24 protein-coding genes are annotated in these 21,444 nt (G+C 65.1%); 8 read left to right on the top strand and 16 right to left on the bottom strand.

What is annotated here, in order from left to right; genetic code table 11:
- Positions 1-39: 39 nt before the first annotated feature.
- Positions 40-1,023, bottom strand: coding sequence for a BMP family protein (locus tag ABHF91_RS05715; RefSeq protein WP_409423085.1), 984 nt, complete (start codon positions 1,021-1,023; stop codon positions 40-42).
- 366 nt (positions 1,024-1,389) lie between these two features.
- Between ABHF91_RS05715 and ABHF91_RS05710 the strand changes: the two genes are divergently transcribed.
- Entirely contained in the window at positions 1,390-1,923 is a 534-nt protein-coding gene (locus ABHF91_RS05710; protein WP_409422503.1) for a flavodoxin, read from the top strand.
- A 141-nt stretch (positions 1,924-2,064) separates the two neighbouring features.
- Entirely contained in the window at positions 2,065-2,580 is a 516-nt protein-coding gene (locus ABHF91_RS05705; RefSeq protein WP_409422502.1) for a YbjN domain-containing protein, read from the top strand.
- A gap of 73 nt (positions 2,581-2,653) precedes the next feature.
- Here the strand turns inward: ABHF91_RS05705 and nifM are convergent, their stop codons facing one another.
- Genes nifM through nifV form a run of 4 tightly spaced genes read right to left on the bottom strand, consistent with a single transcriptional unit; the run spans position 2,654 to position 5,434 of the window.
- Entirely contained in the window at positions 2,654-3,502 is an 849-nt protein-coding gene (gene nifM / locus ABHF91_RS05700) for a nitrogen fixation protein NifM (protein WP_409422501.1), read from the bottom strand.
- Positions 3,499-3,945 (bottom strand): nitrogen fixation protein NifZ, encoded by a 447-nt coding sequence (locus tag ABHF91_RS05695; protein ID WP_409422500.1) that lies wholly within the window; start codon positions 3,943-3,945, stop codon positions 3,499-3,501. The genes nifM and ABHF91_RS05695 overlap by 4 nt, the downstream gene beginning before the upstream one ends.
- The gene (nifW, locus tag ABHF91_RS05690; protein ID WP_409422499.1) at positions 3,942-4,268 is read right to left on the bottom strand and encodes a nitrogenase-stabilizing/protective protein NifW; all 327 of its coding nucleotides are present in this window, start codon (positions 4,266-4,268) and stop codon (positions 3,942-3,944) included. Before nifW ends, ABHF91_RS05695 begins: the two co-directional genes overlap by 4 nt.
- 17 nt (positions 4,269-4,285) lie before the next feature.
- Entirely contained in the window at positions 4,286-5,434 is a 1,149-nt protein-coding gene (nifV, locus tag ABHF91_RS05685) for a homocitrate synthase (protein ID WP_409422498.1), read from the bottom strand.
- Positions 5,435-5,645: 211 nt separating this feature from the next.
- On the opposite strand from nifV, the gene ABHF91_RS05680 reads away from it, so the two are divergent.
- Together ABHF91_RS05680 and ABHF91_RS05675 are read left to right on the top strand one after the other, a co-directional pair.
- Positions 5,646-6,608 carry an AEC family transporter gene (locus ABHF91_RS05680; protein ID WP_409422497.1) on the top strand — a complete coding sequence of 321 codons (963 nt, stop codon included), beginning with the start codon at positions 5,646-5,648 and terminating at the stop codon, positions 6,606-6,608.
- Positions 6,609-6,682: 74 nt separating this feature from the next.
- The gene (locus tag ABHF91_RS05675) at positions 6,683-7,531 is read left to right on the top strand and encodes a GGDEF domain-containing protein (RefSeq protein ID WP_409422496.1); all 849 of its coding nucleotides are present in this window, start codon (positions 6,683-6,685) and stop codon (positions 7,529-7,531) included.
- A gap of 10 nt (positions 7,532-7,541) precedes the next feature.
- Here ABHF91_RS05675 and sgrR read toward each other — a convergent pair whose 3' ends face one another.
- Entirely contained in the window at positions 7,542-9,224 is a 1,683-nt protein-coding gene (gene sgrR, locus ABHF91_RS05670; protein ID WP_409422495.1) for an HTH-type transcriptional regulator SgrR, read from the bottom strand.
- Positions 9,225-9,337: 113 nt separating this feature from the next.
- On the opposite strand from sgrR, the gene ABHF91_RS05665 reads away from it, so the two are divergent.
- Positions 9,338-9,496, top strand: a complete 159-nt coding sequence (locus tag ABHF91_RS05665; RefSeq protein ID WP_409422494.1) for a hypothetical protein — start codon at positions 9,338-9,340, stop codon at positions 9,494-9,496.
- 9 nt (positions 9,497-9,505) lie between these two features.
- Complete coding sequence (locus ABHF91_RS05660) at positions 9,506-9,892, top strand: VOC family protein (protein WP_409422493.1); 387 nt, start codon at positions 9,506-9,508, stop codon at positions 9,890-9,892.
- A gap of 66 nt (positions 9,893-9,958) precedes the next feature.
- Here the strand turns inward: ABHF91_RS05660 and nifS are convergent, their stop codons facing one another.
- The 4 genes from nifS to ABHF91_RS05640 form a co-directional block, all read right to left on the bottom strand.
- Complete coding sequence (gene nifS / locus ABHF91_RS05655; RefSeq protein ID WP_409422492.1) at positions 9,959-11,158, bottom strand: cysteine desulfurase NifS; 1,200 nt, start codon at positions 11,156-11,158, stop codon at positions 9,959-9,961.
- A gap of 21 nt (positions 11,159-11,179) precedes the next feature.
- A complete protein-coding gene (nifU, locus tag ABHF91_RS05650) occupies positions 11,180-12,067 on the bottom strand; it encodes a Fe-S cluster assembly protein NifU (protein WP_409422491.1) in 888 nt (295 codons plus the stop codon).
- Positions 12,068-12,090: 23 nt separating this feature from the next.
- Positions 12,091-12,426 carry a hypothetical protein gene (locus tag ABHF91_RS05645; RefSeq protein WP_345011639.1) on the bottom strand — a complete coding sequence of 112 codons (336 nt, stop codon included), beginning with the start codon at positions 12,424-12,426 and terminating at the stop codon, positions 12,091-12,093.
- A gap of 149 nt (positions 12,427-12,575) precedes the next feature.
- A complete protein-coding gene (locus tag ABHF91_RS05640) occupies positions 12,576-14,018 on the bottom strand; it encodes an HDOD domain-containing protein (protein ID WP_409422490.1) in 1,443 nt (480 codons plus the stop codon).
- Between the two features lie 187 nt (positions 14,019-14,205).
- Here ABHF91_RS05640 and ABHF91_RS05635 point away from each other — a divergent pair, with 187 nt between their 5' ends.
- Both ABHF91_RS05635 and ABHF91_RS05630 read left to right on the top strand, forming a co-directional pair.
- The gene (locus tag ABHF91_RS05635) at positions 14,206-15,654 is read left to right on the top strand and encodes a potassium transporter TrkG (RefSeq protein WP_409422489.1); all 1,449 of its coding nucleotides are present in this window, start codon (positions 14,206-14,208) and stop codon (positions 15,652-15,654) included.
- Between the two features lies 1 nt (position 15,655).
- Complete coding sequence (locus ABHF91_RS05630) at positions 15,656-16,333, top strand: potassium channel family protein (RefSeq protein ID WP_409422488.1); 678 nt, start codon at positions 15,656-15,658, stop codon at positions 16,331-16,333.
- A 324-nt stretch (positions 16,334-16,657) separates the two neighbouring features.
- On the opposite strand, the gene fdxB is transcribed toward ABHF91_RS05630, so the two are convergent.
- The 6 genes from fdxB to nifT all read right to left on the bottom strand — a co-directional run bounded on the left by fdxB (position 16,658) and on the right by nifT (position 21,399).
- The gene (gene fdxB / locus ABHF91_RS05625; protein WP_409422487.1) at positions 16,658-16,951 is read right to left on the bottom strand and encodes a ferredoxin III, nif-specific; all 294 of its coding nucleotides are present in this window, start codon (positions 16,949-16,951) and stop codon (positions 16,658-16,660) included.
- A 34-nt stretch (positions 16,952-16,985) separates the two neighbouring features.
- Entirely contained in the window at positions 16,986-17,432 is a 447-nt protein-coding gene (locus ABHF91_RS05620; RefSeq protein ID WP_409422486.1) for a NifB/NifX family molybdenum-iron cluster-binding protein, read from the bottom strand.
- Positions 17,429-18,817, bottom strand: coding sequence for a nitrogenase iron-molybdenum cofactor biosynthesis protein NifN (nifN, locus tag ABHF91_RS05615; protein ID WP_409422485.1), 1,389 nt, complete (start codon positions 18,815-18,817; stop codon positions 17,429-17,431). Before nifN ends, ABHF91_RS05620 begins: the two co-directional genes overlap by 4 nt.
- 14 nt (positions 18,818-18,831) lie before the next feature.
- The gene (gene nifE, locus ABHF91_RS05610; protein ID WP_409422484.1) at positions 18,832-20,205 is read right to left on the bottom strand and encodes a nitrogenase iron-molybdenum cofactor biosynthesis protein NifE; all 1,374 of its coding nucleotides are present in this window, start codon (positions 20,203-20,205) and stop codon (positions 18,832-18,834) included.
- A 222-nt stretch (positions 20,206-20,427) separates the two neighbouring features.
- The gene (locus tag ABHF91_RS05605) at positions 20,428-21,108 is read right to left on the bottom strand and encodes a NifB/NifX family molybdenum-iron cluster-binding protein (protein ID WP_409422483.1); all 681 of its coding nucleotides are present in this window, start codon (positions 21,106-21,108) and stop codon (positions 20,428-20,430) included.
- A 75-nt stretch (positions 21,109-21,183) separates the two neighbouring features.
- The gene (gene nifT / locus ABHF91_RS05600) at positions 21,184-21,399 is read right to left on the bottom strand and encodes a putative nitrogen fixation protein NifT (protein ID WP_409422482.1); all 216 of its coding nucleotides are present in this window, start codon (positions 21,397-21,399) and stop codon (positions 21,184-21,186) included.
- Positions 21,400-21,444: the final 45 nt, after the last annotated feature.

Below are 21,444 nucleotides of genomic sequence, written 5' to 3'. Positions count from 1 at the left end.
ATCTTGTTTCCAGCCGGTTAGGCTGCCGTCAAAGTCAGCTTAGTAGTGGCAGCTGTTGTCGGACATGTAGTCGTGCACCTGGATCTTGCCGGCAACGATGTCGGCCTTGATGGCCTCCACCTTGGCCTTCATCTCGTCGGTGATCAGGGCCTGGTTGTATTGATCCAGCGCCCAATCCACGCCACCCTCGGCCAGCCCCATCGCCTGGATGCCCGGCTTCCAGGTCCCCTTGGCGGCGTCGTCCCAGGTCTTGTAGGCGGCAGGACCCACCCCCTTGACCATGGAGGTCAGCATGGTGCCCGGCTGCAGGTAGTTCTGGTTGGAGTCCACCCCGATGGCCAGCTTGCCTTCATCCTTGGCGGCCTGATAGACACCGATGCCGGTGCCCCCGGCGGCGGCATACACCACATCCACCCCTTCGGAGAACTGGGACTTGGCCAGCTCGGCACCCTTGGCCGGGTCGGCGAAGGCGGCGGGGGTGGAGCCGGTCATGTTCTGCAGCACGTCAATCTTGGGATTGATGTACTTGGCACCCTGCTCGTAGCCGCACTCGAACTTGCGGATCAGCGGGATATCCATGCCGCCCACGAAGCCCACCTTGCCGGTCTGGGACTTCATGGCCGCCAGGGCGCCCACCAGGAAGGACCCTTCCTGTTCCTTGAACACGATGGACTGGACGTTGGGCTTGTCCACCACCATGTCGATGATGGTGAACTGGCTGTCCGGGAACTCAGTGGCCACCTTCTCCACCGCGGAGGCGAAGTTGAAGCCCACCGCCACGATGGGGCCGTAGCCGCGGCTGGCCAGACGGCGCAGACCCTGTTCACGCTGGGCCTCGTTCTGCGGTTCGAATTCCTTGACGGTGACACCCTTATCCTTGTTGTAGACCTCAACGCCGGTGCGGAACACGGCTTCGTTGAAGGACTTGTCGAACTTGCCGGCGGAGTCGTATACCACAGCCGGACCGGCGGAGGCGGCCTGCACCGAGAGTGCAGCCAGCGTAAAGGAGGCCACGGCGGCCATCTTGAACAGTGTCTTCACATTGATACCCTTTTATCGTTGTCTATCGTTCGTTGTTAGATTCCGTAGCCGCACCTCGAAAACAGGCACAAGCCGGACAATGGTCGGAAAACTGCGTCAACCGGTCAAGCGTTTTACAGCGCCGGGAAAAGGTTTGAGCAAGCGTTTTAGCCGGCATGGGCGCCAGTGGGCCCCCGTCGGCTCCCCGCCGGATGCGACAAATCCCGGCCAATTGTCGGCAAGCCCACAAGCACTGCCGCCGACACCAAAATTAAAACACTTAAAAATCATAATGATAAAAATCATTGTCGGGTCGGCACCCATTCTGCATTCCCTGGCATAAACCCGTTATTTGCAAGGAGAGGCACCATGGCCAAAGTAGGCATCTTTTTTGGAAGTGATACCGGAAAAACCCGCAAGGTCGCCAAGATGATTCATGAGGCCTTTGGCAGCGATGCCGTGGCCGCCCCGGTCAACATCAACAAGGCCAGCATTCAGGATCTGCTCGAGTATGATGCATTGGTACTGGGCACCCCGACCCTGGGGGATGGTCAGCTGCCGGGCCTGGATTGCGAATGCCAGGCCGAGTCCTGGGCCGAATTCGTACCTGAGCTCGAAGGTGCCGACCTGTCCGGCAAGACGGTGGCCCTGTTTGGTCTGGGGGATCAACAAGGTTACCCGGACGCCTTCGTGGATGCCCTGGGTGAGCTGTTTGACATCGTCAGCGACGCCGGCGCCAGCGTGGTGGGCAGCTGGTCCAGCAACGGCTACGAGTTCAACAGCTCCAACGCCCTGGAGGGCGATGACTTCGTCGGCCTGGTGCTGGATCAGGACAACCAGCCCGAGCTGACCGCCGAGCGGGTGGCCACCTGGGTCGCCGCCATCAAACCGCAACTGATTTAATCGAAAAACCGCATAAAAAGACGCCAAACGGCGTCTTTTTTTGTTCCTGTCACGACCCGCCGCCGCCAAACCGGGTAGCATACCCCGACCATGTCTTTTACCCTGACATGGCTGGATATAACGACAACGCGAGGATTTTTCATGAAAAAGACACTCCTGCCCCTGTGCCTGGCCCTGAGTCTGGCCACCCCGGCCCTGTCGGTACAGGCCGCCCCCAGCCAGGCGGAGATCGATCAGGCCGTCAAGGTGCTGAAGCAGGCCGCCAACCAGGGCCTAGTGACCCGCTATTCCCTGAGTGAACTGGCGCAAATCGTCAAGGCCGAGGGCTACAGCTCCGTCACCACCAAGGGCGACAACAAGGTCACCTTCAAGTCCGACGGCCACCTCTTCAGCCTCTACCTGTACGACGACGGGGACCTGCAGATCTATTTTGGCGCCCAGGGCGTCAAGGTGACCGCTGACGACATCAACACCTGGAACAAGGAGCACCGCCTGTCCCGTGCCTACCTGGACAATGACGGGGATATCGCCCTGGAAGCGGACCTGTTTGCCAATGGCGGCCTGAACGAGAAGATGGTCTCGGCCCTGCTGTCCATCTTCGTCAACACCTCGGTGCCGGCCTTTATCGACTTCGCCAAGGAGCACGACAAGAGTTGATTGCCCGACCCTGGACAGTCACAAAAAGACCGGCACAAGCCGGTCTTTTTGTCTTTGCCCTCCCCCGCTGGCCCTAGCTGGCGGTGCTGACCTCCGCCTGCATCAGGCGCTGGAGCCATTGCCGCTGGCGCTGGGCCCGGGCCTGTTTCAAGTGGGACTCGATGATCTTGGGCAAGGCCTCCTCCTGCGCCAGATCGCTGGCTGGCTGGATCTCCAGGCACTGCAGCAGGTGCAGCCCCATGGGGCTCTGTACCACGCCGCTCACCTCGCCACTGGGCAGGGCAAACAGGGCCTGCTCCAGCTCGGGGTAGAGATCCCCGGGCTTCACCACGCCGATGAGGCCCTCGTGCAGGGCGGTGGGGCACTCGGAGTGCTTCAGGGCCAGGGCGCCAAAGCTCTCCGGACAGGCCACTATCTGGGCGCGCAACGCCTGGATCTTCGGCATCACCTCGGCCTTGCTGCAACCGGCCTGGCTGTCATCCAGCACCAGCAAGAGGTGGCGCACCTTGCGCCGCTCCGGCACGGCGAAACGTTGGGGATGCTGCTGATAATAGGCCAAGGCCTGCTCTGGGCTCAGGGGCGGCACCTCGTTCGCCACCTGCTCCAGCACCTGCTCCACCAGCAGCTCCCGGGCCAAGGCCAGCCGCAAGGAGGCCTCATCCAGCCCCACCTGCAACATGGCCTGCTGCCAAGCCTCCGTGTCCTGATACTGCTGGCGCACGCTGTCCACGGCACAGACCAGATCCAGCTCCGGCAGATCGATGCCCTGTCCCTTGGCATAGGCCAGCACCCGTTCCTCCAGGGCCCACTGGCGCTCCAGCCGCGGGGTCAAACTGGCCAGTTGGGTGTCATCCAGCGCCCAGCTGGGTTCGCCGAACTCCGCCAAAGCCAGCCTCAAACGAGAATATGCCTGCCAACTCATGCCACCACCTCCAGGGGATCCTGCAGGGCGCTCTCCGGCACCAGCAGCAGACGGTCGTGAAACAGCACCTCGTAGGAGAGGGGCGTCAGCTCCCGACGCACCGCCATCACCTGGCCCTCGCTGCCGGCCTCCACCAGCACCTTGCCGTTGCTCATCAGGGTCTTGCCGCTGAGCACCGGCTCGCCAAACTCGAAGCGGCTCTCCACCCAGGGCTCATCACCACCGATGAGCTCCTGCTCCCGGCAGCCGACGGTGATCCCGGCGTCGACGAAGAAGACCTGATAGATGATCTGATCCTGCAGCATGACGCCTATGTCCCGCACACAGCCCAGGCTGCCCCGGCGGATCAGCAGATCGCCCCGGTTGCGGCCGGGGAAGGTGCCGTCGTCATGCACGGCGCGGACGACCCGCACCTCATCACCGTAATCGTACAGGGGTCTCATAGGCTTACCTCCGTCAGGGCGCTGAAGGGCACAAAGCTGGGGGCCAGCCGCTGATAGACCTGCAGGGTGGAGTGAGTCCGCGCCTCCTGGTGGTGGAAGTTGCGGTAGCTCTCCTCCAGCAGGGTGCGGGCCAACAGGTGGCGATCCGCCTCGCAGTGACACTGCTGATCATCGCTGCGCCGCAGCTTCTGGTTGAACTGATGCATGATGTGCAGGCGGTTGATGCGCACCTGCTCCGGGTCATAGCTCACGCCGAAGAAATCGAGAAAATCTTCTGCCGACTCCAGCTCGTCCACGCCCGTCAGGCTAGTAAACCAATCCATGTTGACTCCTTATCGCCTTAGGCGCTCAGTTCCATCGGCAGGCCAAACAGCTGCCGATGCAGATGACGTAATTCGGTTTCGGTGGGGTTGCGCTTGCTACCCTCGGCAAACTGGCGGATGGCCGCCAGCAGCAGGGGGATCTGCTCACCGGTCAGCGCCACCCCCAGCTGGGCAAAGATGGTCTGCACCGCATGCTGACCGGAGTGCTTGCCCAGCACCAGCGTGTGATGGCGACCCAGCCAGGCCGGGTCGACCCCCTGGTAGTTGCGGGCATCCTTGAGCAGGCCGTCCACGTGCAGGCCGGACTCATGGGTGAAGACCCACTCACCCACCAGGGCCTTCTGGCCGGGGATGGCCCGCCCGGCGGCCCGGGAGACCAGCTGGCACAGGGGGCTGAAGGCTTCACTTGCCACCCCGCAGTCGATGCCCTGGCACTGCTTGAGCGCCATCACCACCTCCTCCAGCGGCGCGTTGCCGGCCCGCTCCCCCAACCCCAGCACTGTGGTGTTGATGTGGCTGGCGCCGGCCCGCACCGCCGCCAAGGAGTTGGCGGTGGCCAGCCCCAGATCGTCGTGGGCGTGGATCTCCAGTTGACCCTCCCAGCTCTGGCGCAGCGCGCTGAGCCGCTCGAAGGTGGTGAAGGGATCCAATATGCCCAGGGTGTCGGCATAGCGCAGCCGCTCGGCGCCGCCGGCCTGGCCCACCCGCATCACCCCTGCCAGCAGCTCGGCATCGGCCCGGGAGGCATCCTCGCAGCCGATGCAGACCCGCAGCCCGGCCTGGCGGGCCTGGTGCAACCGGGCTGCCAGCTCCGCCAGCAGGGCCTCGGCACTCACTCCCAGCTTGTGATGAAGCATCTGGGCCGACACCGGCACCGAGATGTCCACCCACTCCACGCCGAGCCCGGCGGCCAGGCGGATCTCCTGCCGGCTCAGGCGGCACCAGACCATCAGCTGGGCACGGCTCACCACCCGGCGCAAGGCGGCGATGCGATCGCACTCCTCCTCACCCATGGCGGGGATCCCCACCTCCAGCTCAGGCACGCCGGCCGCCTCCAGCGCCAGGGCGATGGCCAGCTTCTCGTCCCGGGAAAAGGCCACCCCGGCACTCTGTTCCCCATCGCGCAATGTGGTGTCGTTGATCACGACCTGTCTTGCTTGGACCATGGCAGCGTACCTCCTGCCAGTGCACAGCAAGAGGCATTCCACAAATAAAGTCATTTAATTTCAGATGGATAAAACGCGGTTGTCGCAAAGCCGCCGCGCCAAATCACGTCTTTGTGGCAGTTGCGACAGCCGTGGCGGCGCCTGGCCGAAGGGGGCTTGCCCCGGGCCGCCAGGCGGCTAGAATGGCCGGACACCCCAAGGAAACTGTGCCATGGATCATACTTTGTTCGGCAGCCTCGCCTTCAGCTTCTCCGTCACAGGCCCCATCTGCCTGGTGCTGTTTCTCGGCGTGCTGCTGCGCCGGCTGCACATGATCAACGACGGCTTTTTGGAGGGCGCCAGCAAGCTGCTGTTCCAGATCTCCCTGCCCGCCCTGCTGTTTATCAGCATCCTGAAGACGGATTACGAAAAGATGGCCAGCCCCGCCGTGATCCTCTATGGCCTGGGCGCCACCCTGCTGTTCTTCCTGCTGCTAGAGTGGCTGGCCGGCCTCACCATCGCCGAGCGGGCCAAGCGCGGCATCTTCGTCCAGGGGGCCTACCGGGCCAACATGGGCATACTGGGGCTGGCCTATGTCAGCAACGCCTATGGCGCCCAGGGGCTGGCCTCCGCGGCCCTCTATGTGGGGGTGGTGACCATCCTCTACAACATACTGGCGGTGATCACCCTGACCCGCAGCCTGCAGCCCAACGGCCAGCCCGGCATCCGCCCCATACTCAGGGGCATCGCCACCAATCCGCTGATCATCGCCATCGTGCTGGCCCTGCCCTTCTCCCTGGCCCGCATCAAGCTGCCGGATCTGTTGCTGCAGACCGGCAGCTACTTTGCCGACATGACCCTGCCTTTGGCCCTGCTGTGCACCGGCGCCTCGCTGAACCTCAAGGCGTTGCGCTCGGCGGCGCGCCTCGCCCTACACGCCGCCCAGATCCGGCTGATCTGGATCCCGGCCCTCATCACCCTAGGGGGCTGGGCGTTGGGCTTTCGTCCCCAGGAGGTGGGCATGCTGTTTCTCATCAGCGCCCCTCCCACCGCCGCCGCCAGCTACATGATGGTGCGGGCCATGGGGGGCGACAGCGCCCTGGCGGCCAACATCATCGCCCTGACGACCGTGGGGTCCCTCATCACCACCAGCATCGGCGTCACCCTATTAAATTTGGCCGGGCTCATAGGTTGAGTCCCTCCCCATGGACGCGCCCCAGTCCCCTGCCGCACAATGGTCGGCAGACACCCTAGTACGAGATAAACAGCATGAACGTTCGGCGCCTGAGCCTGACCCACCAGTTACTGCTGACCAGCGGCCTGCTGCTGCTGGTCTGCCTGCTGCTGGCCCTGGCCCTGTGGCGCTGGGCACCGGGCTGGCAAGCCCTGGCCGCCCTGCCGCTGCTGCTGCTGTGGCCCTGGCAATGGCGCCAGGCCCGGCAGATGCAACGGGCGCTCGGTCAGGTGGAGCGCGCCCTGAGCCAGCAGCAGCGCCGCCAGGATCACCAGTCCCCCGAGCCCCTGGTGTTATCGCCCCCCCGCTGTGCCGAGCTGGCGCGGCTGCAACGGGCCCTGCTGCACTGGAGCGAGGCGGAGCACAAGAGCCGCCAGGCCCTGCTGGAGCGGCTGCACCACGCCACCGAGAACGATCCCCTCACCGGCCTGCTTAACCGCAACGGCTTCGAGCGGCGTGCCGAGTACGAGTGGCTGCGCCAGCAGCGCCACAACAGCGGCCTCAGCCTGCTGCTGATCAAGCTGTGTCACCTCTCCGAGCTCAACGCCCAGTTCGGCCACGTGGCCGGCGATCGGCTGATCCAGCAGTTGGGCTACGCCCTGCGCAGCACACTGCGCAAGATCGATCTCATCTGCCGGCTGGGGGGCGGCGAATTCTGCCTGTTGCTGCCGGACACCCAGCTGGCCCAGGCCGAACTCACCGCCCAGCGCCTGCACCGTCACCTGGCGCAGCAGGCGCCCGCCGCCGGCGATCGCCCCTTGAGCATCCGCATCGGCGTGGTGGAACTGGAACCAGGCGAGACCATCTCCGCCCTGCAGGGCCGCGCCGATGTGACGCTACAAGGCCAGGACCAGCGCAGCAACCAGCCGCTGCAGCTGGGCTGAGCCCCCGCTGCTAGCTTAGCCACACCGACTTGAAATCGAACCAGCCCTGGCTGTTGAGCCGCAACCCATGGGTGCCCAGGGGACGGTTGAGCCGCAGCCAGGAGTGAAACAGGGGCTGCAGCCAGCCGCCGGACACCAGCTCCGCCAGACAGGCCTCCGCCGGGCTCTCCCCCCGCCGCCACTGGTGCAACCACTGGGGCAAACCAGGCGCCCCGGCCTCCAGCACCCGCCGCAACAGGGGCACCGCCAACAGCCAGGTCATCAGGCTGGGTTCCGGCGGCCGCTCCAGGTTCACCGAACCCAGCCACAGATCCGCCTTGACCCGCCCGTTGTACCACTGCGCATGACTCACCACCCGGATATCCAGCGTGATGCCCTGCTCCGCCAGCAGCGCCTGCATGGCCTGGGCGATGAGCCGGTATTCCGGCTGGTCGCCGTAGTGGCACAGGGTCAAGCGGCTGCCCGCCGGCAGGGCCTCCCGGACCGGGGCATCCGCCACCTGATACCAGTGACTCAGCAGACTGGTGGCCGGGCTCCAGTAGCGGGCCGTGTCCGGTGGCACGCGGGCCAGGATCTGGCTGGCACGACAACAGCCCAGCACCTCATGGCGCTGAGCCGCCACCTTGGCCAACGGTGAGTCAGGATCCCACAGCAGAAAATACCCCCCCTGCTCCAGCTCGCGGATCCCCGGGGCCGCCGCCGACGTTGGCAACTGCAAGCCCAGTTCCACCGTCAGGCTGCAGCTGGGCAGGGCGGCCGCCAGCTGCTGGCTGTCCAGTTCCGGCAGCTGCCAGATCTCCACCTCATCCAGCAGGGCCCGCAGGCCGAAGTAGTCATCGAAGGCGCTCAGGCGCAGGCAGCGTTCGTCCTGCCGACTGACCCGGTAGGGCCCGGTGCCCACCGGCAGTTGGCCCGGGCTGGGCTCCACCCCCTCCTTGGGCAGGATCAGGGCGCTGTGATGGGCCAGCAGCCAGGGCAGCCGGTAGTCTGCCTCCGCCAGCTCCAGGGTCAGGCGGCGGGGGCTGGCCCAGCTCACCGCCTGCAGATGGGAGAACAGCGGCAACTGGCGCAGGGCCCCGAGGCTGGCCAGCAGATCCCCGCCATCCAGCAGGCGGCCACTGTGCCAGCGCACCGCCGGCCGCAGGTGAAAGGTCCAATGGCGACCGTCCTCGCTGTGCCAGTGATGCGCCAGCTCCGGCTCCAGTTCCCCGTTTTCCTCATTTATGCGGGTCAGGCCGTTGAAGATCTGCCGCAGCAGATGAATTTCGCTGCGGCGGCAGGGGCGTTGTGGGTGCAGCTGGCCCAGCCGGCGATAATAGGGGATGCGCAGCAGCTGACGGTCCTGGATCTGGTGCTGACCCAGCTGGGAGCGCAGCAAGGCCACCAGCTGCTGACCATCCGCCCCCAGGGCCGCCACCGCCCCGTCCAGCGCCCCCGCCTCCAGCAAGGTTCCGGCGCGCACCAGGCGCAGCTGGGCTTCGCTGGCCAGCAGGTGCAAGGTGGAGCGGCGGCCACGGCCCGCCGAACCCTGCCAGCTGAGCCAGCCCAAGGCCGCCATCTGCTCCAGCAGGCCCCGCACGTGGCGGCGGGTGCAGCACAGCAGTTCGGCCAGGGCCTCCAGGTGGGTTTGGGTGGGCTGCTGGCCAAAGTGGGCCAGCAGACGCAGGTAATGGTGTTGCAGACGTGACGACATAAGAGGAACTCTTTTTTAGGTAAGTCGACCATTTTTCATCTCCCCTATTTTAGCCAGACTGAGCCCCAGGTTAAGCCCCCAGGGCAACTCGATGAGCAAATAAGGAGCACATCATGAATCCGATCCGTTTGGCCCACTTTTACTGCCACTATCTGCTGAAACTACCAGCCCGCGGCCTGCTGGATCCCCGGGCCGGCGAGCAGCAGTTGCAGTCCCTGATGCAGTGGCAGCTAACCTTGATGTCAGAAGAACAATACCGTCACCACCGCTAAGGAGCCGTCATGCAACTGGAACATGCCGCCATCTGGTGTGCCGATCTGGAGGCCATGCGCGCCTTCTACTGCCGCTGGCTGGGCGCCCAAAGCAATGCCAAATACCGCAACGCCCGAGGCTTCGAGTCCTATTTTCTGTGCTTCGATGGCGGCGCACGGCTGGAGCTGATGCAGTGGGCTGAGGTCGACGCGGATCCTCCTTCCGCCACCCGGCAGCGCCTGGGACTGGCCCACCTGGCCTTCACCCTGGGCAGCCGGCAGGCGGTGGACAGCCTGACCGCCGCGCTGGTGGCCGCCGGAGTGGTCTGCGTCGGCCAGCCCAGGCAGACCGGCGATGGCTACTACGAGAGCGTGATCCTGGATCCCGAGCACAATCGGCTGGAGCTGTGTGCCTGACTCGGCAGGCCTGGATAGACCACAATAAAAAAGGCGCCTATTGGCGCCTTTTTTATTCGCTTGCCGTTAGCCGTAGGCCGGGGCGAACTCGCTCATCTGCGGCTTGTTCTGCGCCCAGTAGGGGGACAGGGAACGCAACCGCTCGATCACGGGCGGCAGCTTCTCGATCACGTACTCGATCTCCTTCTCCCGGGTATAGCGGGACAGGGAGAAGCGCACGCTGCCGTGGGCGGCGGTATAGGGAATACCCATGGCGCGCATCACGTGGGACGGCTCCAGGGAGCCCGAGGTGCAGGCGCTGCCGCTGGAGGCGGCGATGCCCAATTGGTTGAGCATCAGCAGGATCGCCTCCCCTTCGATGTACTCGAAGGCGATGTTCAGGGTATTGGGGGTGCGGTGCTCGGGATCGCCGGTGACCATGGAGCAGGGCACCGCCGCCAGCAGGGCCTCCTGCAGGCGATCCCGCAGCTCGGCGGTGTGCTTGACCATCATGGGCAGATGCAGCTCCGCCAGCTCACAGGCCATGCCCAGGCCGACGATGCCGGCGGCGTTCTCGGTACCCGCCCGGCGGCCACGCTCCTGGTGACCACCGCGCAGCAGCGGCCGGAAGCGGGTGCCACGGCGCACATACAGGGCGCCAACCCCCTTGGGGCCATGGATCTTGTGACCGGAGAAGGAGAGCAGATCGATGTCGCTCTTGGCCAGGTTGATGGCCAGCTTGCCCACCGCCTGCACGCCGTCGGTGTGAAACAGTATGCCGCGGGCCTTGGCCAGGGCTGCCATCTTCAGCACCGGGAACTGGGTGCCGGTCTCGTTGTTGGCCCACATCACGGACACCAGGGCCACGTCGTCGGAGAGCAGTGACTCGTACTGGGCCAGATCCAGCTGGCCCTGACCGTTCACCGCCAGGCGGTGGATGGTATAGCCCTTGCGCTCCAGGTGTTCACACACCTCCAGGATGGCCGGGTGCTCCACCGCCGAGGTGATGATGGTCTTGCGATCCGGCATGGCCTCTACCGCGGAGAGCAGGGCGGTGGAGTTGGCCTCGGTGGCGCAGGAGGTGAAGATGATCTCGCTGTCGTGCTCGGCTCCCAGCAGGGCCGCCACCTGCTGCCGGGCCCGGGCGATGGCCTTGGCCACCGGCGCACCGAAGCCGTGGATAGAAGACGGATTGCCATAGTGCTCGGTGAGATAGGGCATCATGGCATCCAGCACCATGGGATCGAGCTTGGTGGTGGCGTTGTTGTCCAGATAAATGGTCTTCATGGGCTGCTCCTTGCTATCCGCTTACGCCAACTCGGCCTGGGCCGCACTCACCACCTGCAGGTATTCCCCGGTGGCTTCCATCAGCTTCTGCTGGATCCAGGCCAGCGTCATGTCGGTCATCATGCAGCCCATGCAGCTGCCAGACAGCGCCACTTCCACCCGCTTGTCGGAGACGCTGATCAGGGTGACGTCGCCGCCATCGGCCTGCAGGTGGGGACGCAGCCCCTCCAGCACCTTGGCCACCGCCTGCCAGCGCTCGTCTTTCTTGGCCAGATCCACCATGGGGGCGATACTGCTGCGCTCCACGCCGTCACAGGCGATGCGCGGCTCGGCGCAGGGGCTGGTGGCCAGCACCTTCTCCAGCACCTGCTCGATCTTCTCGTGGCAGGCGCTGCAACCGCCGCCGGCCTTGGTGTAGTTGATGACTTCCGTCAGGCTGGTCAGGCCGTTTTCCTTCACCGCCTTGATGATCTTCACCTCATCCACGGCGAAGCACTTGCAGATCAGCGCCCCTTCCTCGTGATCGTCGCGCCACACCTCGCCACGGAAGTTGGCGATGGCCGCCTCCAGGGCCTCCTTGCCCATCACGGAGCAGTGCATCTTCTCCGGCGGCAGGCCGTCCAGGAAATCGGCTATCTGCTGGTTGCTGATCTCACCCGCCTCCGCCAGGGTGCGACCGATGATCATCTCGGTCAGTGCCGAGGAGGAGGCGATGGCGCTACCGCAGCCAAAGGTCTGGAAGCCGGCATCCTCGATCACCTCGTTGTCCGGATTGACCTTGAGCATCAGGCGCAGGGCATCCCCACAGCTGATGGACCCCACATCCCCCACGGCATTGGCGTCGGCCACTACCTTGGCGTTGCGCGGGTTAAAGAAATGGTCCTTTACCTTCTCAGAATAATTCCACATATGCCTTCTCCCTTTCCCTGTTCTTAACTGGCCTGACGGACCGGCTCGCAGCGGGCGCTGGAGCACTGGCATCCGCCGGGCATCACCTGAATGGCCAGACCGGGTTCCCCCAGCCGCTCGCCCAGCTCGATCTGGCAGCCCTTGAGCAGGGGCCAGTGATGCCGGTCGGCCAGCACGGTCAGGCCGTCGAGCTGCACCATCACATCTTCCGGTTGCTGGACGGCACTCCAGCCCATGCGCACCTTGACACCCAGACAGGGGTCCCCCTCGGCAATGAGCCGCAGGCCCGCGCAGGGCTGGGACAGTTGCAGCTGGAGGGTCTTGAGCTGGGCCAGGGCTATGGGGTCGATCTGGATCATGGCGAGTCTCCTTCGTGATGACGATCACGAACCTGCAAAGGGGATGCCACTTAAAAAAGACTGTTAAGACATGGTGTTAAGAAAAAAAACGGTGAAATTGGCGGACAAAGCCGGCGGGGATTGTCGGCTTTGTCGCACAGGTGACAGACTCAGCGCATGATGACCGACAGGCAGAGGCTGGTCTGCTGTACGAAGTGGGTGAAGCTGAAGAACTCCTCCCGCTGCAATGCCCGGCCGCTGTCGGCGCGATCGGCGTAGATCATGCCCAGGCAGTGGTTGTCCAGCACTATGGGGGCCAGGAAGAAGCCCCCCGGGCCCAGCAGGGGGCGCAGCTGCACCGTCAGCTTGTCCTGCCACTTGGGATCCCGCTCCCCCTCCACCCAGAGGGACTCCCGGGTCTGGTAGACGTGGTTGAACACCTGGGGCGGACCGAACAGGGGCACCACGAAGCGGGCCTTCAACTGGTCCGGATGCTGGCTGGAGACGAAGCGCGGCAGCAGCTTCTGCTTGTCCTGGGTCAGCATCAGCACCACCACCCGATCCAGGCCGATGCCACGGTAGATGCCCTCCATGGCGGTGTGGATCAGCAGGTTGATGTCGGCCTTCTCGGCGGCCAGGAAGGTGAGCTCCCGCAGCACCTTGAGCTGCAGACTCTCGTCCGGCTCGGGATAAGGCGCGAAGTATTCGCTCACCCCCTGGCCCTGGGCCGCCTTGGTGTCCAGGTAGGGGGTCAGTGAGCTGGCGCCGTAGGAGACGGCCAGGCGCACCGTCTCCTCGGCACACTGCTTGAGCCTGAGCTTGAGGGCCGGCAGCTCCAGGTGCAGGCGCTTACCCACCGCCTGCAGCTGGCGCGGCAGCTGGGCGCCGGCGGCCTGGGGATCCTGCAGGCTGGCGCTGAGCTCGTCCGCCAGGCCGATGACCTGCATCTCGGGGGTGCGCTGCTGGGGATCGCTCAAGGAGCGCACCAGCACCTCCCCCATGTTCCAGGAGTGGGCCAGGCCGCAGCTGATCTCATCGAAGCTGGTGCCCAGCTGCTCGCGGATGATGTCGGCCGCCTGGGCCTCGGCGCCGGCCCGCAGGCACTCGTCCACCTGCTCCGTGATGGCCCCCCCCATGCTCCAGAAGGCGATCTCCCCCAGGTGGTGCAGCAAGGTGGCGATGTAGATCTCCTCCCGGGTGTCCTCGTCGTACTCCTCGAGCATCATGCGCGCCAGCATGCCGGCGTGGAACGAGCGGGCCATCAGCCGCACCAGCCGCTCGTACACGGGTTTGCTGATGTCGCGGGATTTCAACATGCTGTCCAGCAGCTTGGCGGTGATGCAGATGTGCTTCAAGGCATTGAAGCCCAGGATCACCGCCGCCCGGCTGACGGTGGTGACGGGCTGGCGGCCCCGGTTGTAGCTGATGCTGTTCACCACCCGCAGCAGGCGAGAGGTGAGGCCCTGATCGTGCAGCACCGACTGCCCCAGTTGGGCCAGGGAGGCGGTGTCGTTCTTGCTCAGCTTCTCCAGCATGCGCACGGTGGCGCACAGCGCCGGCAGCTCCCGCACGCTGATCTGCTCCACCCAGGCTTCGGTTCCTCGCGCTGTCATCCCTCACTCCTCGCCGCACCCCGTCCAAGGGCCTGTAAGATCTATATGGTAACTTATGCCGTAGATGCAAAAAAAAGACTCGATAATCAGAGTCCTGACGCAATTGGTGCCAATTTAGCCGCGTCCCCTGCCCCAGCGGTTTTCCCACTATTCTTTACTCATGCTCAGGCCAGCCCGAGGAGGCGAGGTGACCGGTCAGGCAGGGAGTCTGCATTATGCGGTGCGCCTCGGTGTCATCGCCAAATATGTCGGCCAACTGGGGCTGGTGCTGGCGGCCCTGACCCTGGTGCCGGCCCTGGTGGCCCTGCTGTTGGGGGAGCTCGGCCACGCCCTGGCCTACCTGCCCCCCCTGCTGGTGCTGCTCGTGGGCTGGGCCCTGACCCGCCATCTGCCGACCCCCAGCCAGGTGCAGATCAACGAGGGGATGATCATCGTCGCCCTGCTGTTTCTACTGGTCCCCCTGCTGATGAGCTACCCCCTGATGCAGATGGGGCTGAGCCTGCAATCCGCCCTGTTCGAGTCCATTTCCGCCATCACCACCACGGGGCTCACCAGCCTGCCCAGCCAGGCAGGGCTGCCGGATGCCCTGCTGTTCAGCCGCGCCTGGATGCAGTGGTACGGCGGCTTGGGGATAGTGGTGCTCTCCCTGGCCCTCTTGGTGCCCCCCGGTGCCGTGGCCAAGGGGCTGGCGGTCAACGAGGCGGAGACGGACAACCTGGTGGGCAGCATGCGGGCCCACGCCCGCCACATACTGCTCATCTACCTGGGGCTGACCCTGGGAGCCCTGCTGCTGAACCGGCTGGCCCGGCTAGACGGCTTCGACAGCCTGCTGTTTAGCCTCAGTGCCGTCTCCACCGGCGGCTTTGCCCCCCATGACAGCAGCCTGGCCGAGCTGGCCTGGCCCGCCCAGTGGGCCGTCAGCCTGGGCTGCCTGGCGGGCGCGATTCCCCTGGCCCTCTACGGCCGGGGCGAAGAGCAGGCCGGCAACCGGCTGCAACTGGTGGCCCTGCTGCTGCTCATCGCCCTGCTGAGCCTGCTGCTGGCCCTGCGCCTGCATCTTGACTGCGGCCTGGGCTGGCAACAGGCCTTCCACCACGCCCCCCTACTGGCCATCTCGGCCCAGACCACCGCCGGTTTCAGCAGCCTGGAGCCCGCCAGCTTGTCCGATGGCAGCAAGGCCCTGCTGCTCCTGGCCATGCTGGCAGGGGGCGGGGTGGGCTCCACCGCCGGCGGCGTCAAGCTGCTGCGGCTGCTCATCGCCTGGAGCGCCCTGCGCCAGTACCTGTTGCGCAGCAGCCTGCCCCGCCATGCCATGCTGGAACCCAGCCTGGCCGGGCGCCGGTTGGCGGATGAGGAGATCCACGCCGCCTTGCTGCTGATCCTGCTGTTCGGCCTGCTGGTGCTGCTCTCCTGGCTGCCCTTCGTGCTGCTGGGCTACCCGCCCCTGGATGCCCTGTTCGAGGTGGTCTCCGCCTGCGGCACCGTCGGTCTGTCCAGCGGCCTGAGTCAGTCTGAGCTGCCTGGGCTGCTGCGCGCTATTCTGGCCCTGGACATGTTGATGGGCCGGCTGGAGATCCTGGCCTGGCTGGTGCTGCTCTATCCGGGCAGCTGGCTGGGCCACCGTCGGGAGGTATGAGATGCGCATCGTCTTCGTCGGCGCCAGCGCCGTGACCCTGGCCACCGCCCGCATGCTGATCCATCAGGGGCATGAGGTGGTGCTGATCGAACAGGACAAGAGCAAGCAGGAGGAGATCGCCGAGGAGCTGGACTGCGGCCTGCTCTTGGGGGATGGCACCCGGCCAGACATCCTCAAGGAGGTCAGCCCCAGCCACTGCGATCTCTTGCTGTGCCTCACCAACAACGATCAACGCAACCTGATCGCCAGCCTGGTGGGGCGCTCCCTGGGCTTTCCCCGGGTGATCACCCGCATCGAGTCCGAAGAGTTTGAGCTGATCTGCCACGAGCTGGGCCTCAAGGAGACCATACTGCCCTCCCGCACCATAGCCCGCCACCTGGCGGATCTGGTGGCCGGCGCCCCGGATGTGGAGCTGGCGTCTGTGCTCAAGGGGGAAGCCCGGCTGTTCAGCTGCCTGCTCGGTGACGACGAACCGGAACGGGTGAGCGAGCTGGCGCTGCCGGACGAGGCCAGGGTCATCTGCCTGTATCGGGAGCAACAGTTCCTGCTGGCCGAACCGAACAGCCGGCTGCACAAGGGTGACGAGCTGGTGATCCTGACCCACAGCCGCCACCTGCCCGCCCTGGAGGCCCGCTGGTCGCCCAATGTCCTGCCACCGGTGGAGCCGGCGGCGGACTAGGCCGGCGACCGGGCAAAAAAAACCGGCCAACAGGCCGGGAAAACGTGGAACAGGGACAAGGTTATAATCCGAGCAAAGAAACCGGCATTGCCGTACCGGCGGCCCCACCGGCAGGAACGGGTGGGGACCACTGGGGAGATACAAGATGGGGGCCAGAGATCAATCTTATTAAAATCAGATAGTTAAGCTTTTACCTATCTTGGCGTTTGCGACAAATCCCGCCCTTTGGTGCTCTATGCGACATCCGTCGGCCGCCCCCTGGCGGAGTCCGGGCCACAAATGACATCGGCCCTGACGGGCCGATGTGTGTCGCGTGGGTCTGGCTTAGGCGCTGGCGGAGCTGTAGCTGTGGCAGCCCTTGGGACAAACCCGGGAGCAGGCTTCGCAACCGATGCAGTCATCGGCGTTGGCCACCGTCATCACCATCATGACGTCGTCCATTTCGTCATCCTCGTCCTCCACCAGATCAGCCCGATCCACCAGGCTGAAGACATTGCGGGAACAAACCTTGTAGCAACGGCCACAACCGATGCAGCTCTCGGGATCCACCGCGGTGACGAACTGGGGAGTCCAGCTGCTGCCGCCACGGGTCAGCCCGGTGATCAGGGTGCCACTCATCTTTCTCTCTCCTTGGGTTTTGGTTAACAATCCGTTAGTCCCAGCCACCTTCCTCGAACTCGGCGAAGCGACTGGGATCCTTGCTGACCCGGCCTTGATGCTGTCCCGTGGTGGGCCACTGGTCCTGTAGCTGGGCGATGAGATCCGGGATCCGGCTGCCCGGCTCCACCCGGATGGCACGGATGCCCCGGGCCAGCAGCTGGCGAAACACCGACTCCCCCACCGCCACGCAGTAGACGGCGAAGCAGCCGTCGAGCACCCGCATGCGGGTCTCCAGCTTGTCCAGATCATGGCCCTGGGCCACGTTGAAGCCGGCTACCTGCAGCAACTCGTAGCGATCCGGCGCCACGCCGTAGACCATGAGGCGCTCGCAGGAGCCAAAGTGCTGATCCACCGTCTTCTTGTCGCCGCTGGCAAAAGCCAGCCGCAAGCTGGGGGCGTCCTCGTCGGTGAGGCGCAGATGGCGTGTCAGATGGTTCATCCGATCACCTCCGCCGCCAGGGCGCGACCGCGGATCTGCTCCACCGGCTGCTTGTAGGGGGAGTGATAGGCCGGTCTGTGATGACAGGCCGCCTGCCCCAGGTTGCCCAGCTCGAACAGGGTATCCCGCATGCCGGCATAGCCCTGGCGCACCCGGCGGAAGGCGCCGAACTCGTCAAACACCGGAAAGCCGATACGCAGCAAGGGCAGCCCCAGGCGCTCGGCGATCACGGCGCCGTGGGCGTTGGTCAGCAGCAGATCCGCCCCCTGAGCCTGCAGGTTGTCAGCCAGATCCTCCAGATCCCCCACCAGCACCTGCTCCACCGGCAGGCTGGCCAGCATGGGCTGGTTGACCGGGGCCACCACGCAGCTGGGCGCCAGGCCCACCATCTGAGCAAAGCCCAGCCAGGCCCCCAGCAGATCTGCCTCGGCGGCCAGGCCGAAACGCCGGCCGTTGACCCAGGTGTGGGTGTCGATCATGGCATCCAGCAGCTGACCGCGCTGGCGCTCGATCCACTCAGGCACCAGGCGATCCGCCTGCCGCCGCAGCAGGTCGATGAAACCGTCCACCTGCTGCAGGTTCATCAGGTGCGGGAAGTAGTGACAGGGCACGCCGGTGCGGCTCTCCAGCAGTTGGCCCACCCGCTGCAGCGAGGGGCCCACCACCAGGGTCATGGCGCTCTGGCCCATCTGCTTGAGCAGGGCCAGATCCGTGCCGCCCTGGGAGACCGACAGGTAGTCGCTGCGCACCAGGTGGCCATCCAGGGAGCGGGAGAGATCCGGCAACAGCACCGGCTGCAGGCCGAAGGCCTCCACATAGCTGCGAACGAGCTCCACGTCCCCCGGGCTCAGCATGTGGCTCAGCAGCAGGTTGACCCGCTTCTTGCGCACGTTGCGCACCGGTTGCTGGGGGATGAGCTGCTCCACCAGCGCCTCCAGCAGGGCGCTGTAGCCGTTCTCCAGCGAGCCGTAGAAGTCCGGGGTGTTGACCGTGACTATCTCCACCTTGTCGTGCCGCGGGTAGTCGCTGCGGAACAGCTTGAGGGCCCGGAGGAGATCGCAGCCCTGGGCCTCGGCCACCCCGGAGCTCAGCAGCACGATGAGCTTGGGCTGGTTCTTCTGGCACACGGTATCCAGCGCCTTGACTATGTTCTCATCCGATCCCATGACGGTGGTGATGGGATCCATGGCGGTGGATTGCAGGGGGATCGGCTCGTGAAAGTGCTGGATGAAGAAGATCTTGGCAAAGGCACTGCAGCCCTGGGCACCGTGGATCAGGGGGATGGTGCGATCCAGCCCCAAGGCCGCCAGTATGGCCCCCAGGGCCTGGCCGGACTTGATGGGTTGGGTGGCGACCGGCTTGCCGGTCTTGATGATGGTAGCCATGAGTGTTGCCTCCCTTATTGCCACGGGGCCCGCTGCTTGACCTGAGACCAGATGGGGCTCTCCAGGGTCAGGCAGATCTGCTGGGCCAACTCCACCATGCCGTTGTAGCCGGCGAAGGCGTGTTCCCGCTCCTGATTGATGTCGAGGAAGGGCAACTTGGCCTTGTAGGCGGTGTACATGTTGCGTCCACCGGCGATCATCAGATCCGCCTTGTACTGGTAGGCCACATCCAGCAGGGTGCGGGGATTGCCCTCATCCAGCATCAGGGCATCCTCTCCCATCAGGGCGCGGATGCGGGCCTTGTCCTCCTCGGTGGACTTGCGGGTGCCGGTGGCCACCACCGTCATGCCCAGATCCTGCAAGGCGGAGACCACGGACCAGGACTTGACCCCGCCGGTGTACAGCAGCACCCGCTTGCCCGCCAGACGCGGCCGCAGCTTGGCCAGCTGGGCCTCGGCGGCGGCCTCTTCCCGCTGGATCAGCGCCTCGGTGCGGGCCTGCAGATCCGGGTCGTGCAGCAGGGAGGCGATGGTGCGCAAGGAGGTGGAGACATCGCGAATGCCGTAGAAGCTGCCCTCGAACCAGGGGGTGTCGTAGTTCTCCTCCAGCTTGCGGGCCACGTTCACCAGGGCCCGGGAACAGACCAGCATGTTGAGCTCGCTGCGGTGCAGAGTCTGGATCTCGGCGAAGCGGGCGTCGCCGGAGAGGGTGCAGAGCACCCGGACCCCCAGCTCGTCCAGCAGGGGCTGCACATTCCAGAACTCGCCGGCGATGTTGAACTCGCCGATGAGGCCGATGCTGTGGCCCCGCTCGGCCGGGATGGGGGCATCGGCCGGCCAGGGTGCCGGCTCGGCGGTGCCCACCACCTTGTTGACCATCACCTCACCGGCGATGCGGTTGCCCAGGTTCTTGCTGCCGAAGAAGCCGGCGGCGTCCACGGCAATCACCGGCACCCCCACCTTGGCCTGGGCGGCGCGGCACACCGCCTCGATATCGTCCCCTTCCATGGCCGGCACGCAGGTGTTGTAGATAAAGACGGCGGCGGGCTGATGGCGTTCGACGATATGTTTGATGCCGTGATACAGGCGGCGTTCGCCGCGGCCCATGATCACATCCTGTTCGCTGAGATCCGTGGTGAAGCCCAGGCGGTAGAGAGTCGGCCCCGAGCTGTGGCTGCCGCGGTTATCCCAGGAGCTGCCGGTGCAGCCGATGGGACCATGCACCAGGTGCGCCACGTCGGCCACCGGCAACAGGGTGATCTGGGCGCCATCGAAGGCACATCCCCCGGCGGTGGCGCCGGGCTTGGGGGCGCTGCAACCGGACTTCGACTTGCCGTTGTGGCCGCAGGCCGGTTCATCCAGCAGGGCGGCGATTTCGTTTCCCTTCATCTCGACTCCTTAAGGCTGTTGTCGAACTCACGGATGGATGTGCAAGGGGCAAGCCAGTTGCAAATGATTGAAAAGAATTGATTTTTAGATGTAGTTTTTGCGACAAAGCGCACAGACGACAGGGAGTGTCTGGTTTCACCCGGACCGGTCGGCCCACCTCCAACCGGCCCGAATGAAAATCCCCCGGACACGCTCGCCTAAGCGCGCCCGGCGTGGGGATGCTTACTGGCCGTCATCCTCGGCATAGCGGACGCTCAGGTCCGACTTGCGCCCCAGCACCTTGGCCAGCCAAGGCGGCAGGGTGCCGGCCATCAGCACATTGAGCTGACTCAGCTGGCTTTGGATGTCGCGATCCTGCTTGACCTTGATGGGGTGGATGCCATGACGGATCACCCGGGCAGCCGCCGGGCCGCCGATGGCTTCGCAGAACAGCAGATGACAGCCATCCAGCAAGCTGGCACGGGCCTCGTTGGCCTCCATGCTCTCTTGCTGTTGATAGCGGCGAATGTCCACCAGGGTCTGGCTCTGGCCATCCAGCTGGTAGATAAAAAACAGGGTGCAGTTGCCGAAGTGGCCGTTGACGCTCAGGCCATCGTTGGAGGCGAAGGCGGCCCGCAGGCAGCCGGTGGCCGCCGGTTGCGGCTTGGGATCCAGGTGCGCGGGCAGCTCGCCCTGCAGGGTGTGCAAGATGACCTGCCAACGCTCGGCAGACAAGCCGGTCAAGGCCTCCGGCAGCTTGCGCTGCAACACCTCCAGGCTCAGCTTGGCCAGTTGGGCACTGGTCAAGGGGCCATCCAGCACGTCGGCCAACCAGTCGAACAGGCTGGTTTGCGGCAGCTCGGGCACCTCTTGTGCCAGGGCAATCAGTCGCCAGTAGACCTGGCTTTCCAGATGTGGGTGCATGGGCGCTCTCTCCTGTATGGGCCTGTGTGGCGGCCTGGGGATTGGGTTGACCCGCCCCCGGCGGGTCAGCCGCCGTTATTCGTCGGCTTTTCTCAGCCGCAATGTGGTCGGCAGGCTGGGCCGCTTGTCCAGCGGATCCAGGTAGAACGCCTGACCATCTTCAAGCTCGATACGGCCACCCCACTGGTCGTCGCCATCAAACTCGATCAATTGGACCCGTGCCTCGAGATCCCGCTTGGCGATGTAGCCCCACAGGCCACCGTCGTGTTCACGAAACATGATGTTGGGCATAGGCCCTCTCCTTGTGCTGTTGCATTCGAAACGAAAAACGGCCGG

Origin of the sequence: Pseudaeromonas aegiceratis, assembly GCF_046254905.1 — a bacterium.
GTDB classification, from domain to species: domain Bacteria; phylum Pseudomonadota; class Gammaproteobacteria; order Enterobacterales; family Aeromonadaceae; genus Pseudaeromonas; species Pseudaeromonas aegiceratis.
This window is presented reverse-complemented; position numbering and strand designations above follow the sequence as displayed.